We start from the raw sequence: 17,232 nt of genomic DNA on the forward strand, positions 1-17,232 counted from the left end.
GCGCCAGACGCGAACTGGCGCTATCTCGGGTTCGCCCGTTCCCACAGGAATCTGTGCATTCCTGATGAGGTAGCCGATGTATCAATACGACGATTACGACCGGGCACTGGTGTTCGAGCGCGTTGCGCAGTTTCGCGATCAGGTCGAGCGCTTCATGGCCGGGGAGTTGAGCGAAGAAGAGTTCCTGCCGCTGCGTCTGCAAAACGGCCTGTACATGCAAAAGCACGCTTACATGCTGCGGGTGGCCATTCCTTACGGCACGCTGAGCGCCGAACAGATGCGCACACTGGCGAGCATTGCCAGTGACTACGATCGTGGCTACGGCCACTTCACCACGCGGCAGAACATGCAGTTCAACTGGATCGAACTGCACGAGGTGCCGGACATTCTCGAACGTCTGGCGCAGGTCAACATGCATGCGATCCAGACCTCGGGCAACTGCGTGCGCAACATCACCACCGAAGCCTTCGCCGGGGTCGCGGCAGACGAGTTGATCGACCCGCGCCCGCTGGCGGAGATCCTGCGGCAATGGTCGACGATCAACCCGGAATTCCTGTTCCTGCCGCGCAAGTTCAAGATCGCCATCTGCTCGGCGAAACAGGATCGCGCGGCGATCATGATGCACGACATCGGCCTCTACCTTTACCCCGGCCGCGACGGGCAGATGCTGCTGCGAGTGATCGTTGGCGGTGGTCTGGGGCGCACGCCGATCCTCGGTCTGCAGATCCGCGACGGTTTGCCGTGGCAGCACTTGCTGTCCTACGTCGAGGCGGTGCTGCGGGTCTACAACCGTCACGGCCGACGGGACAACAAGTACAAGGCGCGGATCAAGATTCTGGTCAAGGCGCTGGGTATCGAGGCGTTCGCCAAGGAAGTCGAAGAAGAATGGCAACACCTCAAGGATGGCCCGGCGCAACTGACCGAGGACGAATACCTGCGGGTTGCCAACGCCTTTGTCCCACCGAGCTACCGGACTCTGGCGGGCACCGATCTGGATTTCGGCACGTACCTGGCCGACAACCCGGCGTTCGCCCGTTGGGTTGCGCGCAATGTGCAACCGCACAAGGTGCCGGGCTACACCAGCGTGGTGCTGTCGACCAAACCGGGCCTGGCCTCGCCCCCGGGGGACGTGACCGGTTTGCAGATGCTGGCGGTGGCCGACTGGTCCGAACGTTTCGGTTTCGGCGAAATCCGTATCGCCCACGAGCAGAACATCGTTCTGCCGGATGTGCCCAAGTCCGAGCTGTTCGCGTTGTGGCAACTGGCGAAAGAGCAAGGGCTGGGTGCTGCCAATGTCGGCCTGTTGACCGACATCATTGCCTGCCCCGGTGGCGATTTCTGTGCGCTGGCCAACGCCAAGTCGATTCCGATTGCCCAGGCGATTCAGGCGCGTTTCGACAACCTCGATTACCTGCACGACCTCGGTGATATCAGCCTGAACATTTCCGGCTGCATGAACGCCTGCGGCCATCACCACATCGGCAACATCGGGATTCTCGGCGTCGATAAGAACGGCAGCGAGTGGTACCAGATCACCCTCGGCGGGTCGCAGGGCAAAAACAGCGCGCTGGGTAAAGTCATCGGCCCGTCGTTCAGCGCTGCCGAAGTGCCGCAGGTGATCGAACGGATCATCGGCACCTTCGTGCGCTACCGCGAGAGCGAAGAACTGTTTGTCGATACCGTGGCGCGCATCGGGCTGGAGCCGTTCAAGGAACGGGTCTACCCGAAAACGCTGGAGGTGTCGGCATGAACAATCTGCTGCGGATGGAGGCGAGCGGGGCGCGGATTGTGCTCGACGATCCATGGACGCTGATCCGTTCACCGGATACGGATGGCGCCGCTGACATGTCGATTCTGCCGCTGGCCCACTGGCTCGAATCACCCTCGACCCATGCAGTCTGGCTGGGCCCGGACGACGGCGTCGAAAGCCTGCTGCCGTGGTTGGCATCGCTGCCGCTGATTGCCCTCGATTTCCCGAGTTTTCGCGACGGCCGCGCCTACAGTCAGGCTTATCTGCTGCGCAGCCGTTTTGGCTGGAAAGGCGAATTGCGGGCGATTGGCGATGTGCTGCGCGATCAACTGAGCCACATGCGCCAGTGCGGGTTCGACAGCTTCGCCGTGCGCGAGGACAAATCCGCCGAGGATGCGCTCAAGGGGTTGGCGGGGATGAGCGTGTTGTACGGGCGCTCCGTCATCGAGCCGCGACCGTTGTTCAGGCGGCGTTGAAGCGAGGCCCGCACAGGGGAAACCCTTAGAACCCTTACAAATCGGGGATTTTTCCTTGGGTCGATGGTGGCCTTTTGGTAGAGTCCCCGTCGCCAGCGGGTTTTCGGCTGGACGACGGAACGAAGAAGGGAGTCTGTTTGTGAGTGCGGGCAAGAAGATCTTGGGCCTGACGGCGTTGCTGTTGATGCTGACGTTGTGGGCCGGTTACATCTACGTATTCAACGAAAGCCGTGGCGGTCAGCTCGGCGGTGTCGGCGAAAGCACCGCGTGGTGCGGCACGCCGCCGTCCTCGGATGCGGCGCTGCTGGGCAAGGATCAGTTGACCTTGCGCATCACCAACAACCTGCGCGGCGAGTTCATGCTCAGCGGTGCGGTGGTGGTGTCCGAACGCACCTTCAACCGCTATGACCTGGGCCGCAACGAACTGCGTCTGCGCCTGGAACCGTTGCAGTGGACTTACGGCGCCACGCCGATCTTCCTTGAGCAAGTGAAGGTCCTGCCGCTGAGCCGCAACCTCGCCTCGACCGACAAGAGTGCCTTTGCCCAACTCGAATCGCGCCCGATCGGCGTTCAGGGGCGGGTCACCGAGTTTCCTTTCGACACTTATCGCTACGGCTACAAGCCAGTCCTGTACTACCTCAAGGGCAACGAGCGTGTCGACCTGCGCTTCAAGAACATCACCACGCTGATGGAGATGTCCAACACCTTCACGCCGATCCAGAAATACAACCGCGCCGACTACATCAACGAGAAAAACGTGATGGTCCGCGACGAGGACTACAAAGCCTACGGCCACCACGAATGCGCCTTCAGCGTCGAGCGCAAAGGCGCGTTCAAGGTTGTGGTGCTGTTGATGCTGCTGGTGTTGTGCCTGCCGTTGCTGCTGGTGTTCTACCGCGATGAGCCGGGGATCGACTTCCTCGCCACGCTGGTGGGGATCGGCGTGGTGCGCACGGTGCTGGTGGGGCCGGTGCAGGATTTCCAGCTGTACAACATCGACTTCCTGTTTGGTGCTGCGTTGTTGTTGGTGGGCACGGTTTCGCTGATCAAGGCGATGCGGATTAACAGTCGGCGGGAGATGGCGTTGCGCAGTGGAGAGACTTCGACCTGGTAACGCAATCGGGCGGGAGCAACCAAGCGTTGCTCCCGCCCGTTTTCATTTCAATGCCGGATCCCCCATATTCATCTTCTTCCACCCCTGCAACAGCACCTGCGCCTTCGGCTCCTGCCCGCTGTCCAGATACCACTGAATCAGCGACAACCGCGCATTGCGGTTCGCCGGTTGTACCTTGAGCAGTTTCTCCAGTTGCTCGCTTGCCTGATCCACCTTGCCGCTGTCATGCAACGCCACCGCCAGCACGTAACCGTATTGCGCGTTCTGCGGTTCCAGTTGTGCGGCTTTGCCAAGCGCCGACATGGCTTCAGTGGTTTTGCCCGCGCGAATCAGTGACAGGCCTCGGGTGTGCTGCAGCAGGGCCGCGTCAGGGTGTTGCTTGAGGCTGGCATCGAGCAGTTGCTGCGCCTCCTGACCACGACCATTGGCCTCCAGCCATTGCACCAGCGTGACCAGCGCCGGGTAGAAGTCCGGGTCGCGCTTCAGTGCGGTTCGCAACAGCCCTTCAACTTCCGAGCCGCGACCGCTGGCCTGATAGAGCATCGCCAGGTTCAGGTTGGCTTCGGCACGTTCGGCCAGGCTCTTCTGCACGGCTTCGTACTCGGCAATCGCCACGTCCCAATTGGCCTGAGCCGGGCCCAGGCCATTGCGGGCAACACTCAGCAGATCCCGCGCAGCGACGATTCGTACTGCTTTCACCGGATCACCGAGCAACGGCGTCAACAGCGGCAAGCGCTCTGGCGGTGGCAGGAACGCGCTGATCGCCCGTACCGCGCTTTCGCGTACCTGTGACGCCGGGTGCTTCAGGTCCGTGGTCGCCAGTTTCAGCGCCTGTTCACTTGGATAGAGTGGCAATTCCGCGAGCAATGTCGCTCGCTGGATTGCCGGCAGGTTGCTGCGCTGCAATTGCTCGTACAACGCTTGTGCGGCGCCGGGCTGGCCGTTGCGAATCAGCCACAGGCTCTCGTCGTAACGCGGCGCTTGAGGTTCGGTCGAGGCAGTCCACAGTTTGAATTGCGCGGTGACCTTGTCGCCGGCCTTGCCCTGATGACAGGTCAGGCAGGCGTCTGGCGTGCCGAGCTTTTGCGCACGCTCCGGGTTGGGGATGCTGAAGCTGTGGTCATGCCGGAAGTCGTTGCCCATGTAGAACTTGCCGGGCATGTGGCAATCCACGCATTGCGAGCCGGGCTGACCCATGGTGTGGCGGGTGTGTTCGATGGAGTCGTAGTTCTTCGCTTGCAGGCCCTGGCCGTCGACGCCTTCCACCGAGGTCTTGCCGGCGCTGTTGTGGCATTGCAGGCACACCGCGTTGCCCGGTGCTTTCAACTCGGTGCTGTGAGGGTTGTGGCAGTTGCTGCAGCGCACGCCCTTGTCGAACATTTTGCTCTGGGCGAAGGAGCCGTGTTCGAACACTTCGTCCTTGATCTTGCCGTCCAGCGCATACAGTTCGCGGGTCAGGGTGCTGGGCAGGTAATCGTCCATCAGCCGTTTGCCGACGGTGTAGCCATCGCCCAGCGGCGCGCGGCGAGCGTGGCAGCGGGCGCAGGTTTCGATCTCGACGGTGGCGTTCTTGTCCTTGAGATCGACGTCGAAGCCGGCGTGAATCAGGTCGGTTTTCTTCGCCGTCCATTGCAGATGATTCGACGCCGGCCCATGACAGGCCTGGCAACCGACGCCGAGGCTGTTCCAGTGGCTGGCGAAGGTGTTGCTGGCCGCGTCGAAATTGCGCTTGAACCCGGTGGTGTGGCACTCGACGCACATGAAGTTGGCGTTCTGGCTCGGCTTGCTCCAGTGCAGCGGATTCTTGAAGTTCACGCCCTGGCCGGGGTAGAGGTGAAACCAGCGGTTTTTCTCGGTATCCCAGGCGACGCCAAGGGCCTGCAAGCGGCCTTCACCGACTTCGATCAGGTATTGCTGAAGCGGCGCGATGCTGAAGGTGTAGGCGACTTTGAAGTCGGCGTTCCTGCCGTCGACGCCAGGTGTATTGACCCAGAACTCGTCGCCCTTGCGCGCGAAACGGGTGGATTCGTTTTCGGCTTTGAAGGTGACATTGTTGAAGTCACCGAGCATGGTTTCGGCATTCGCCGGTTGCATCGCCAACTGATGATGGGAGTCTTGCCAGTCCTTGACCTGTTCCTGGTGACAGCCCTGACATTGCTGTTCATCAACCATGGACGCGGGCAGTGTTGCTGCAGGTTTGGCCGCTACCGCAACAGGCGTGCTGACCGGCACGACTTTGACCGGTGCCGGAGCGGGGCTGAACAGAAACCAGCCGATCCCCGCCACGGCCGCGAGCAGCAGGCCAATGGTGACGGGAAACAGGTAGCGTGAAATCGAGGTCGGTGAAGCATCAGGCTGGCGCGGTGCATCGTTATTTTTATGCTTGGGCATTGCGACTTCCGTAGTCCAGGTGCATTGGCCTTCTGGCGTGCGTTCAAGCTCGATGCAGCTTTGCCGGATGCCCGGCATCTGTCAAATGACCGTTGTGAACCGGTACACGGCACCGCGCCAATATTGTGTGTTCTGATCGCAATTCGCGGGTTTTTAGCTATACCTGTAACTCCCCAATGCAACAAATCAGGCCTTCTGACAGGAGTTACAGCATGAAGCTAGCCGTGATGATGAGCACCCTGTGCATTGCCACTCTTGGCGTGGTGGGTTGCTCCAGCAAAACCGTCGCTCCAGATGAGTACTCCGGGTTTCTCAAGGACTACAGCCAACTCAAGGAGGCCAAGTCACCGTCCGGGGCCGAGGTGATGCGCTGGGTCGATCCCAAGCTCGATATCAACAAGTTCACCAGCGTCTATATCGAACCGACGCAGCTCTACCCAAAACCTCAACCGACCGTGAAGATTCCGCAACAGACCCTCAATGGCATCACCGCTTACTACGATCAGGCGCTCAAGCGTGAAGTGGGCAAATCCTTGCCATTGGCCAGCGGCCCTGGCCCGGGCGTGATCGTGGTGCGTGCGGCGATCACCGCCGTGAGCAGCAAGACCGAAGGGCTGCATGCCTATGAAGTGATCCCGATTGCCCTGGTGGCGGCAGCGGTCAGTACCGCCAGCGGCATCCGCGATCAGGAAACCACCCTGGCCACCGAAGCGGTGTTCCTCGATGGCGGCAATAACAAGGTCGTGGCCCAGGTCGTGCGCAAAGGCACCGGCAAACCGCTGCAGAACGACTCCCAGGTGATGAAGGCCGATGACGTGAAAGCCGTGATCGATGGCTGGGCGTCGGACATGCATCAGTCGTATCTGAAGATGAAAGCCAAATAGTCCCGGAAATCATTCCCACGCACCGCGTGGGAATGATCGGATGACGAGAGTCACTGCCCGACAAACCAGCGGAAATACGGATTCCCTCCATCTCCCTGCATCACCTCGCGAATATCCCGGCCCCAGGCATCCCGATCACCGTCATAGGCGTGCAGGCTTGCGCGATAGAACTGCATCAGGCGCTGTCTGTGCCCCTGCATCCGTTCAGCGAACCCGGCATCGGCATTCACCAGCGGCGGTGTGACATACAGATCCAGCAACGCCGGCAGCACCCGGGTGATCTCTTTGGATCGGACCCACGGCGCGTATTCGATGCGCGGCTGATCGTCAGTCACCGCCGGTGCGTCGGCGGCAAAACGTTCCAGACCGGCGCGATCGGTGACCCAGGTCGACAGCAACGCCGGCGCCGAACCGATGCCGACGTCCTGCAAGGTGCTGCGTACGCTGTCCTGTTGCAGGCGTCGGGTGATTTTTTCGGCATCCAGTTCGATGGGTGTCAGCGAGCCTACCAGCAGCATCTCGTGGAACTCGCTGGTCCACAGCGTCGCGTACGGGAAGACGTCGAGGAAGCTGCGCACCAGTGAACGCGAGTCGTCGATGTTCTGGGTCGGCAGTGGCAGCCATTGCGCCACAAGACCCTGAGCATTCAGGCGACTGACCGCCAGTTGATAGAAGTCCCGGGAATACAGATTGACCACGCCGGCCGCGGAGGGCGGTGGCGGCTCGAGGGTGATCAGGTCGTAGGTCTGCGGGCTGCGCAGCAGTTCCTGACGACCGTCGCGCAGCCGCACATCGACGCCGGGATCGCTGGCAGCGTTGAAGTTGCCCTTGAACAACGGCGCAGCCTTGATCACTGACGGCAGCAGCTCGGCCACGACCCGATGTTCCAGCCCCGGATAGCGCAGCAACGCGCCGGCAGTGATGCCGGTACCGAAACCGATGACCAGCGCCGAGCGCGGCTCGCCGTTGTGGATCAGCAGTGGCAGCAGCGCCTGAATCCGCATGTAGCGCAGCGACGGCATCGCATCGCCGGTATTCGACACGCCCAGGATGTACAGGCGCTGGAAAGCGTTCTGGCCTCGACCTTGAGTGACCACCGCGACCGTGCCGCCGCGTCCCTCTTCATAAAAGGCCAGCGTGCCGTTGCGCGCGCCGGGGAGCAGGCTGGCGAGTTTGTCGACCGGCGTCAGCACGGCCAGTGCAACGGACAGCAAGCCCAACGCGGCCACTGCCTGACGCCGGCCTTTCTTCACGCCATGGCCCTTGCGCACGGCGAACCAGCCGATGCCGGCGGCAATGATCGCCAGCAGGCCCAGCGTGCGTACCAACCCCAGCAATGGAATCAGCAGGAAACCGCAGAGCATCACGCCGATGATTCCGCCCAACGTGTTGAACGCTACCACCGCGCCGACATCGCGGCCGACATGCTCGTGGCCGACACTCAAACGCAGGGCCAACGGAAACGCCGCGCCCAGCAGCAAGGTCGGCAGGAACACAATGCACAACGCCGCAACAGCGAAACGTGCGCTCATGCCGGCCAGTTCACTGGCGCCTTGAGTCACGAGCCAGATTTCCGCCTGACTCTGGGCGATCACCAGCCAGCGACCGAGCAGGGCGATTTCCAGCAGGGCGATCAATCCCGCGCCAGCGATCAGCAAGCCGAACACGCCCCACGGATCGCGAATCCGTTCGACGCGACGGGCGAGCAGGGCGCTGCCGATAAACAGCCCGGTCAGGTAGGTTGCCAGCACCACGGCGAACGCGTAAGTGCGGGTACTCATGAATTGCACGATCGACTGCGACCACACCACTTCGTAACCGAGGGCCACGCCGCCGGCGATGGAATACAGCCAGAGGGCGGTGCGATCCGGCGCTTTTTCAGTGTGATGTTTGAGCGGGGCTTCGACCGGCATCGGATGTTGGCGCTGCCAACCCAATGCGCCGGCGGCGGCCAGCAGATTGAGCATCGCTGCGGCCAACGCACTACCGCGCACGCCGAGGGTGGCGATCAGCACGAACGCCGCGAGCAGGGTGCCGACAATCGCCCCCAGGGTATTCGCCGCGTACAACTGGCCGCCGCCCTTGCCCGGCGCACTGCCCAGCGAGCGCACCAGCACCGGCAGCGTGCCGCCCATCAACACGGCCGGAACGCCCACCAGCATGAACGGCAACACCCAGGCCAACAGACCGACATGATCCTGCAACCAGGCAAACGGACTGGCCGCCACGCTCATGGCAAACGTCGCACCGACGCCCAGCACGGCCACCAGTACTTCCAGCCCGGCATATAGCAAAACCGGTTGCGCCAGGCGATCCGCCCAACGCCCGAACAGCCAGCCACCGATAGCCAGCCCGGCAAAGAAGGCACTGATGCCGGTGGTGATCGCGTAGACCTCGACCCCGACCACCAGCGACAGCTGCTTGATCCACAACACCTGATACACCAGCGCCGCCGCGCCGGAAATGCACAGCAGCAGGGCGGGGATCAGCAACGCCGGGGCGGCGGTATGCGGGAGGGGATGGGCCGACGACTTGCTGGCGACACGTGAGGACATTGCGACTGCCTTGTTCCGGTTGATGAATGATTGTTCCCATGCATAGCGTGGGAACGACCACTAAAAAGGGCCGCTCGCCATTGACGGCGAGCGGCGGTCCAGCGGTCTTACTGTGCAGGCTGGTTCTTCATTTTTTCTTCGATCTTCGCGTCCACCGCCGCACGGATCTGGTCGATGCTGAAGCTCGCCGGTTTCTGGCTTGGCGGATACTCGATGAAGGTCTGGAGGAAGCGCGCTGCCTTGGTGGTGGCGACGGCGACCAGATACACGTTCTTGGTCGACCAGTCGTAATACTGATCGGACACCACGTCGGCCCGCTCATACGGGTCCATCCTCAGGTTGAAGATTTTCGGTACGCGCAACGGTGTGAACGGGTTGCTCCACACCGCGAAGCCACCGGGCGCACGCTGCTCGGCGAACACGGCTTTCCAGTTGCCGAAACGCATCGATACCAGCATGCCGTCGTCGTTGAAGTAGAAGAATTCGTTGCGTGCACCGTTCGGTTGTTGGCCCGTCAGGTAAGGCAACTGGTTGTAGCCATCCAGATGCACCTTGAAGTTGGTGCCGCCGCTGGTGGGCGCCCAACCCTTGAGCAGCTTGCTGGCGACATCGGTATCACCGGCCGCCGCGAGCAAGGTCGGGAACCAGTCGAGTCCGGAGAACATCTCGTTCGAGACCTCACCCGGTTTGACCTTGCCCGGCCAGCGGATCATCGCTGGTACGCGGTACGCGCCCTCCCAGTTGGAGTTCTTCTCGTTGCGGAACGGCGTGGTCGCCGCGTCCGGCCAGGAGAACTGGTTCGGCCCGTTGTCGGTGGTGTAGACGACGATGGTGTTGTCGGCGATTTTCAGGTCGTCGAGGGTCTTGAGCAGTTTGCCGACGTCGCCGTCGTGCTCGACCATGCCGTCCGCGTACTCGTTGCCGGGCATGCCGCTCTGGCCCTTCATCGAATCACGCACGTGGGTGAACAAGTGCATGCGGGTGGTGTTCATCCAGACGAAGAAAGGCTTGTCGGCCTTGGCTTGTTTCTCGATGAACGCCTGGGCGGCGGCGGTAGTTTCGTCGTCGATGGTTTCCATGCGTTTGGTGGTCAGCGCGCCGGTGTCTTCGATCTTGCCGTCGGCGAAGCTGTGGATCACGCCACGCGGGGAGTTGGCCTTGACGAACTCTGCATCGTCTTTCGGCCAGTAAGGACGTTCCGGTTCTTCTTCGGCGTTGAGGTGATAGAGGTTGCCGAAGAACTCGTCGAAGCCGTGGTTGGTCGGCAGGTATTCGTCCTTGTCACCGAGGTGGTTCTTGCCGAACTGGCCTGTCGCGTAGCCCTGGGACTTGAGTGCCTGGGCAATCGTGATATCGCGCTTTTGCAGCCCGACCGTGGCGCCCGGTGCGCCGACTTTCGACAGGCCGGTACGCAGTGGCGTCTGACCGGTGATGAAGGAGGATCGTCCTGCGGTGCAGCTGTTCTCCGCATAGTAGTCGGTGAACATCATGCCTTCCTTGGCGATCCGGTCGATGTTCGGCGTCTTGTAGCCGACCACGCCCATCGAGTAGGCGCTGATGTTGGTCTGGCCGATGTCATCGCCGAAGATCACCAGAATGTTGGGTTTTTCAGCGGCTGTGGCAGTTGCCGACAGCGCCATCACCGACGTTGCCACGAGGGCGAGTTTCGGTAGCCACTTGCGTATGCGAGTCATCAGACTTGCTCCTTTTGCGCGGGGGTGGTGTGGTGCGTCAAACGTTTCTTGCAGTCCTGCGTCACGCTTTTGTTATTTCACTTGCTCGGGGGCGGGTGGATCGAACGGGTAGATCCGGCGCCAGTCGCTCGCCATGTCCACAACGGTCCAGCCACGGGAATTCGCTTCGTCGAGGGCCTTGTCCAGGCGCCCGATCTCGGATTTTCGGTCATAGGCCCATTCGCGTTTGGCATCGGTGTGATGCACCAGGCCCATGAAGCGTTTGCCGGGGCCTGCCGCCGTCCACTGGAGCATTTGCAGGTCGCCGTCGGAGTTGCCAAACGCGAGGATCGGCCGGCGACCGATCACCGCATCGATGCTTTCCGGTTTGCCGGGACCGTCGTCGTTGTGCGCCAGTTTGGCGGTGCGCACGATCGAGGCCTTGCCGTCCTTGTAGCTGAACGCCGTCACGAAGGTGGTGCCGATCACTTGCTCCGGCGGGATGCCGTAGACCTTCTCGGCGAAGGCACGCATGAACGCCGTGTCGCCGCCGGAAACGATGTAGGTCTTGAAGTCCTGGCTGCGCAGGTAGTCGAGCATTTCCAGCATCGGCTGGAAGATCATCTCGGTGTACGGTTTGCCGGTTTTCGGATGCCGGGCCTGGGTCAGCCAGGTTTTGGCGTAGTCATCGAAGGCGTCGGTGGTCATGCCGGTGTGGGTGGCGGCGAAGATCTTCAGGATGCCGTCCATGCCGGCGGCGGCGAGCGCCTTGTGGTCATTCTCGATCACGGCCTTGAACGGTTGCGTGGTCTTCCATTCCGGATGCTGCGGCGCGGTGCGCTTGACCTCGTCGAAGGCGAACAGCAACTCGAAATACGCGGGTTGCTCGCTCCACAGCGTGCCGTCATTGTCGAACACGGCAATGCGTTCGGCGGGTTTGACGAAGTCCTTGCCGGACTGGTCGGTGATCGCCTGGACGAATTCGATGATGTGCTTTTTCGCCGGCCCGTCGTTCCATGACGGCAGCGGCTCGCTGGCCTGGGCCAGCAATGGCAGTGCGAGGCTGAACAACAGGGCCAGACCAAAACGTTGGCGGTGCAGCATCGGGTTCGTCATGGGAAATCCTTCTCGTGGACGGGGTTGAGCGGGCGCAAGGCCGGGGCCGATCGGGCCTGCTGCTGTTCGGCCTGACTGTGAAGCGTAGACAACGATTGGCGCAGTTGGCCCAGTGTTTGTTCGGTGGCCGGTTCGCGGCCGTAAAGGCCACGCAACAGTCCTTGCAGGCGTTGCCCTGAATCGACCAGTTTCAAGCCCAGCCCACGGCGGCGCAGCCACAGATAAACAGCGCTCAATTGCGCAGGCTTGCTGGTGAGTTGCGGGGTGATTTGTTGCCACGCGCTTTCGGCTGATTGCTGCCAGGCCAGCGCTCGTTTGTGCTTGCGGGTTTGCCACTGCTGGCGGGCACGGCTGAGCGCTGGCCAGCCCAGATAGCCGCCAACGATCAGTACGACGAGCAAGGCCAGCCACGCCAGCCAATGGGGGGAAAGGTGCAGGCGATTGTTCTGGCCGAGTCGTTTGAGGTCTTCGGTGATCGAGAACACCGGCTTGTACGCACTGTTGGCGGCGGCCTCTAAAGTGATTGCAGGAACCTGCGCGGTGCGACTTTGCTGCGCGCGCGAATCCCACCATTTCACCTCGATGGCCGGCAGGGTGTGGGCGCCGGCCGTGTCGATGCGATAGCTGACGCTGTCGATGCGCTGACCGCCGAGGATATCGCCGCGACCGTCATCCAGATTGCTGATCTGCGGGGTCTTCACATAGCGACTCAGTCCGTTGACCTCCACCAGCGCTGGAGCGGGCAGCGCCATGGCGAGTGCGCCGTCGGCCTGCAGCGTCAGTTGGCGGGTGATGCTGTCGCCGACTTTCAGCGGCGTCGCCGAGTTGATGAGGGTTTGATTGAAGCGCAGCCCCGTGGCCACCAGCGGCGTTTCACCGGGTTTGAAACCGGGTGGCTGGGCGGCGCTGAACTGTAGCGGCTGGCTCTGGGCACTGATCTCGCTGGTGGCTTGACCGGGGCTGGCGCGCACGGTCAGGGCCGGAATGTTGAAACCCCGGGCAGCGTTTGGCGTGATCAGATAGCTGTAGCGCAGGCCCGTGAAATTCTGGCCGTCGAAGGTCTGGTTCAGGTGCTGGGCCTGACCGTCCGGCGGCATGACCAGCGCGCCGTCAAGCTTCAGGTCGGGCAGGGTGGGGGCGCTGGTGAACCAGGTGTCGGTGAGAACATCGAGTTGCAGCGCCAGCAGGCCGCCGACGATGGCGCCATCGGCGGGTTGCAGGTGAGCCTGCACGCGCAGCTGCGGTTCAGCGGCTGCTATCTGGGCGCTCAAAAGGCACACAAGCCCTATCAACCGGTTCATGGCTTGGCCCCCGCCTGATCCTGCAAGCTGAATTTCTGCTTGAGGAATTTCGCCGGGGAGGTCGTGAGGTTCTGCAACCACAGCGCATCCGACGCCGCTTGTTCGGTCTCGACCGCTTTGCTCTGGCCCTTGCCCGGTGCCTTGTCGAACTTGACCTCGTCCGGTTTGGTTTGCGGCGCGTTCTGTTCGGCGCTCACGGTGTCTTTCTGCAAGGCAATCGCCAACGCCAGATTGGCCGTGGCTTCGGGGAATTGCGCTTGCAGCTTCAGGGCCTGGGTGTACGCCGCGATGGCCTCGTCGAACTTGAAGCGGCGCACGTAAATGTTGCCCAGATAGAAATACGCCTGCGGCGTGTCCAGCCGCGCGAAGGTCGCCAGCGCCAGGTCGTAGTCAGCCGCGTGATAGGCCGCCACGCCTTTCCAGTACGGATCGACAAACAGCGCCGCCGCCTGCGGGAAATGCTCATGCTCGAAGGCCCAGCGCCCTTGCTGGTCGCGGGTAAAGAAAGCGTCGGTCAGCGCGTTGGCCTGAGCCGGCGCTGCTGGCCAGCCAAGGCCCACGGCCACTGCAAGCGCCGGCATCCAGTTCACGCTCCAACCCTTGCGCACGTTTAACAGCGCCAGCAACACCAGCGGCCAGCACAGCCAGTAACCGGCGTCTTTCCAGTGCAATTCCCGCTGCTCGGCACTGGCGCTCTGGAAGTGCTGCTGCGCGTGCAGTTCGATCCAGTCCAGGTCGTCGTCATTCAGCGTCAGGCTGCCGAGCGGCGCATCGAGCGCCGAGGCCAGTTTCTTGATGGCGGCCGGATCGAAACTGCCCAGGGTCGGGCGACCGTTGGCATCGATACGTGGCTGGCCGGTGGCGTCCTGAATGATGCCGCCATCCTGATTGCCCACCGCGAGCACCAGTACTTGCAACTGCTCATCCGGTTTTTCAAGCGGTGCGGTGTCGGCGCCATCGGTGATCAGCAGCAGGCTGCCCGGGACCTTTTCAGCGTTGAGCAACCGCCTGGCCTGATCGATCACTGCGCCGACGTTCTTGCCCGGTTTGTCGATCAGCCCGGTGCCCAGCGCTTGAATGAACGTGTCGAGCAGCGCCGGATCATCGGTTGGCGGCAGCACCAGATGCGCGCTGCCGGCGTAGGCAATCAGCGCGGTGCGGGCACCGGCGCGGCGCTGGATCAGGTCATGCAGCTTGTGTTTGACGGCCTCAAGGCGAGTGGGCTGCACGTCGTTGGCATCCATCGACGGCGACAGATCGACAGCCACGATCAGCGGCGCGCGATTCTCCAGAAAGTCCGGGCGATCCTGCTCCCAGGTCGGCCCGGCCGCTGCCACCGCGCCAAGCATCAGCAGCGCACACAGCCAGTGCACCGGACGCAGGCGCTGGTGATCCTGCGGGGTGACCAGCAAGTGCGGCAGCAGATGCCCGGCGATGTTGCCGCGCAGCCTGCGTTGCAGGTCACGGCCACGGCGCCAGAGCCACGGCAGCAGGGCGCCGAACAGCGCCAACAGCAGCCACAGCGGGCGCAGGAAGTGGAAGTCACCGAGATTGATCTCCATCTCAGGCCTCCTGCCGCTGACGTGCAACCGCCAGCCGTGGGTGCAGCAGCGCGCCGAGGTGATACAGCGCCAGCACCAGCAGGGCCGCGCCCAACGGCCAGTGGAACAGTTCGCGTTGCGGCTGATGACTGAGGGTTTTCACTTGATGCGGCGTGAGACGGTCGAGGGTGCTGTAGACCTGCTCCAGCGCGTTGCGATCTTCGGCACGGAAGAACTGGCCGCCGGTGGTTTTGGCGATTTGCTCCAGCCCCGGCAGATTGACCTTGGCCTCGCCGGAGGCACTCGGGTCGCCGATGCCGATGGTATGAATCACCACGCCTTTTGCAGCGGCCATTTCGGCGGCATGGTCCGGCGTGATCGCACTGCTGGTGTCGTTGCCGTCGGTGAGCAGGATCAGGACTTTTTCCTGTTCATGGGTCTTGTCCAGCAACTTGAGGCTGAGACCGATGGCATCGCCAATCGCGGTGTTCGGGCCGGCCATGCCGATGCCGGTGTCGGCCAGCAGCAGCGACAGGCTGGCGTGATCAAGGGTCAGCGGCGCCTGCGGATAGGCGCCGCTGCCGAACACGATCAGGCCGAGGCGGTCGTCCTTGCGCTTGTCGATGAAGGTCTGGACGACGTCTTTGACCGCTGCCAGGCGATTGATTTTCTGGCCACTGGTGTTGGTGAAATCTTCGGTTTCCATCGACTGCGAAATGTCGATCGCAAGCATCAGGTCGCGCACCGGTTGCTGGCGCTCGATGGGTTTTTCGACGAACACCGGACGGGCGACGGCCAGCAGCAACAAGGCCCACACCAGGAAATTGAGCAGCAGTTGCCAGTGATTGCGCCGGCTGCCGGCGGTGCGCGGTGTTTCACCCACGGCGCGGCTCATAGCGTTGAAGAACGGCACGCGCACGGCGCTGCGGGCTTCCTGATACGCGGGCAGGCAGCGGTAGGCCAGCCAGGGCAGCGGCAGCAGGAGTAACAGCCACGGGTAATCAAGCTGCCACATGATGGTGCTCCACCCAGTGTTGGCAGGTGTCGAACAGCGCCTGCCGCTGCGGTGCAGGCAGGTCTCGCAGGACGTCGTCGGGGGCGTAGGCCAGTCGGGCCAGTTGCTGACTGAAATCGGCGGGCAGCGTTTTTTTGCTGTGTTGCTGCAAGAAGTGTTGCCAGTCCTCTTGTTCAGCGGCTGCGACCGATTGCGATTGCGGCATGGAAATAGCCACACGCTTGAGCAACTCCGGCAATTCGCGCAAGGCATTCAGGTCATCACTGCGATCACGCAACTGCGCCAGCCGCACCAGCGCTTCCCGCCGATACTGATCGCGCCGCCATTGCCGGTACCGCCGCGCCCCGATCGCCAGCGCTGTCAGTAGCAGAACGGCGAGCAACACCCACCAGCCCCAGGTCTGTGGCGCGTAACTGATCGGCGCGGGCAGGCCCAACTCCTTGAGTTGTTCGATGCTCGGAATGTTCGGGTTCACCGCCGGGGTCCGGCGCTTTTGCCAAGCTCGGCGCGCAATTGCTGATGGGCTTCTTCGGCGGTGCTGAACATCATCAGCGGCACCTGACTGCGGCGCAGCAGGGTGGCGACGTCCTTGAGCCGGCCACCGAGAAAATCCCCCAGCGGCTGATGCACGTTGCGTTTCTCGACCGCCAGTTCCACTTGCAACTGGCCCTGGGTGACCAGCAGTCGACCATCGCTCGGCAGCTTCATCGCCAACGGGTCGTAGACTTGCAGAGCGATCACATCGTTGTGTGCTGACAGTTGCCGCATCAACTGCAAGGTGCGTTCGCCGGCCCCGGCAAAGTCGCTGACGATGCAAATCAGATGGTCATGCCCGGCCAGCGCCAGGCAACGCTGCAAGGCCTTGTCCAGTTGATCCTCGTCTTCGGCGTCGGGGTTGCCGGCATTCAGCGCCTGATTCTGCTCGGCGATGCGACTGAGCAAGACCTCGACCCGTTTGCGGCTGCGCAGCGGCGCGATGCAGTCGATGCGCCGATCGTTGAAGACCAGCCCGCCGACCCGGTCCCCGGCATGGAATACCATCCACGCCGCCAGTGCGCCGAGTTCGGCGGCGACAGCGGATTTGAAGCTGCGCTGCGATCCGAAAAACATCGACATGCGCTGGTCGACCACGATCAGCGCCGGGCGATCGCGTTCCTCGGTGAAGGTGCGCACCACCGGTTTGCCGGTGCGCAGCGAGGCGCGCCAGTCGAGATGGCGCAAGTCGTCTCCGGGTTGATAGCGGCGCAACTCATCGAAGTTCAAACCCCGGCCACGCAGGCGCGAGGCGTGGTTGCCGGCGAGGATGCTGCCCTGTGGCTGGCGGGCCAGGAAACTCAGATCACGGGCCTTGAACTCCAGCGCCATCAACTGTGCGAGAGAGACATAGACCAGCCCGTCGGTGCTTTCCATATCAGG

At 62.5% G+C, this 17,232-nt stretch carries 13 protein-coding genes; 4 read left to right on the forward strand and 9 right to left on the reverse strand.

Annotated features, from left to right (window positions below; genetic code table 11):
• Nucleotides 1-76: 76 nt before the first annotated feature.
• The 3 genes from AC1RME_RS04940 to AC1RME_RS04950 all read left to right on the forward strand — a co-directional run bounded on the left by AC1RME_RS04940 (nt 77) and on the right by AC1RME_RS04950 (nt 3,340).
• A complete protein-coding gene (locus tag AC1RME_RS04940; RefSeq protein WP_096820237.1) occupies nt 77-1,750 on the forward strand; it encodes a nitrite/sulfite reductase in 1,674 nt (557 codons plus the stop codon).
• The gene (locus AC1RME_RS04945; RefSeq protein WP_096820238.1) at nt 1,747-2,226 is read left to right on the forward strand and encodes a DUF934 domain-containing protein; all 480 of its coding nucleotides are present in this window, start codon (nt 1,747-1,749) and stop codon (nt 2,224-2,226) included. The genes AC1RME_RS04940 and AC1RME_RS04945 overlap by 4 nt, the downstream gene beginning before the upstream one ends.
• 139 nt (nt 2,227-2,365) lie before the next feature.
• Entirely contained in the window at nt 2,366-3,340 is a 975-nt protein-coding gene (locus AC1RME_RS04950) for a hypothetical protein (protein WP_493090621.1), read from the forward strand.
• Between the two features lie 42 nt (nt 3,341-3,382).
• Here AC1RME_RS04950 and AC1RME_RS04955 read toward each other — a convergent pair whose 3' ends face one another.
• Nucleotides 3,383-5,731, reverse strand: coding sequence for a tetratricopeptide repeat protein (locus AC1RME_RS04955; protein WP_493090623.1), 2,349 nt, complete (start codon nt 5,729-5,731; stop codon nt 3,383-3,385).
• A gap of 212 nt (nt 5,732-5,943) precedes the next feature.
• On the opposite strand from AC1RME_RS04955, the gene AC1RME_RS04960 reads away from it, so the two are divergent.
• The gene (locus AC1RME_RS04960; protein ID WP_096820241.1) at nt 5,944-6,615 is read left to right on the forward strand and encodes a DUF3313 domain-containing protein; all 672 of its coding nucleotides are present in this window, start codon (nt 5,944-5,946) and stop codon (nt 6,613-6,615) included.
• A gap of 50 nt (nt 6,616-6,665) precedes the next feature.
• Here AC1RME_RS04960 and AC1RME_RS04965 read toward each other — a convergent pair whose 3' ends face one another.
• From AC1RME_RS04965 to AC1RME_RS05000, 8 genes are all read right to left on the reverse strand, one after another.
• On the reverse strand, nt 6,666-9,170 hold the full coding sequence (locus AC1RME_RS04965; RefSeq protein ID WP_493090625.1) for a spermidine synthase: 2,505 nt from the start codon (nt 9,168-9,170) through the stop codon (nt 6,666-6,668).
• A gap of 107 nt (nt 9,171-9,277) precedes the next feature.
• The gene (locus AC1RME_RS04970; RefSeq protein WP_096820242.1) at nt 9,278-10,864 is read right to left on the reverse strand and encodes an arylsulfatase; all 1,587 of its coding nucleotides are present in this window, start codon (nt 10,862-10,864) and stop codon (nt 9,278-9,280) included.
• Nucleotides 10,865-10,936: 72 nt separating this feature from the next.
• The gene (locus AC1RME_RS04975; RefSeq protein ID WP_096820243.1) at nt 10,937-11,959 is read right to left on the reverse strand and encodes an HAD family hydrolase; all 1,023 of its coding nucleotides are present in this window, start codon (nt 11,957-11,959) and stop codon (nt 10,937-10,939) included.
• On the reverse strand, nt 11,956-13,260 hold the full coding sequence (locus AC1RME_RS04980; RefSeq protein ID WP_493090627.1) for a BatD family protein: 1,305 nt from the start codon (nt 13,258-13,260) through the stop codon (nt 11,956-11,958). The genes AC1RME_RS04975 and AC1RME_RS04980 overlap by 4 nt, the downstream gene beginning before the upstream one ends.
• The gene (locus AC1RME_RS04985; RefSeq protein WP_493090629.1) at nt 13,257-14,822 is read right to left on the reverse strand and encodes a VWA domain-containing protein; all 1,566 of its coding nucleotides are present in this window, start codon (nt 14,820-14,822) and stop codon (nt 13,257-13,259) included. The genes AC1RME_RS04980 and AC1RME_RS04985 overlap by 4 nt, the downstream gene beginning before the upstream one ends.
• A 1-nt stretch (nt 14,823) precedes the next feature.
• The gene (locus AC1RME_RS04990) at nt 14,824-15,816 is read right to left on the reverse strand and encodes a vWA domain-containing protein (protein WP_493090631.1); all 993 of its coding nucleotides are present in this window, start codon (nt 15,814-15,816) and stop codon (nt 14,824-14,826) included.
• Nucleotides 15,803-16,291, reverse strand: a complete 489-nt coding sequence (locus AC1RME_RS04995; protein WP_102621377.1) for a DUF4381 domain-containing protein — start codon at nt 16,289-16,291, stop codon at nt 15,803-15,805. Before AC1RME_RS04995 ends, AC1RME_RS04990 begins: the two co-directional genes overlap by 14 nt.
• Nucleotides 16,288-17,226 carry a DUF58 domain-containing protein gene (locus AC1RME_RS05000; protein ID WP_493064753.1) on the reverse strand — a complete coding sequence of 313 codons (939 nt, stop codon included), beginning with the start codon at nt 17,224-17,226 and terminating at the stop codon, nt 16,288-16,290. The genes AC1RME_RS04995 and AC1RME_RS05000 overlap by 4 nt, the downstream gene beginning before the upstream one ends.
• Nucleotides 17,227-17,232 lie beyond the last annotated feature (6 nt).

Source organism: Pseudomonas sp. GW822-FHT03F08 (genome assembly GCF_058801265.1).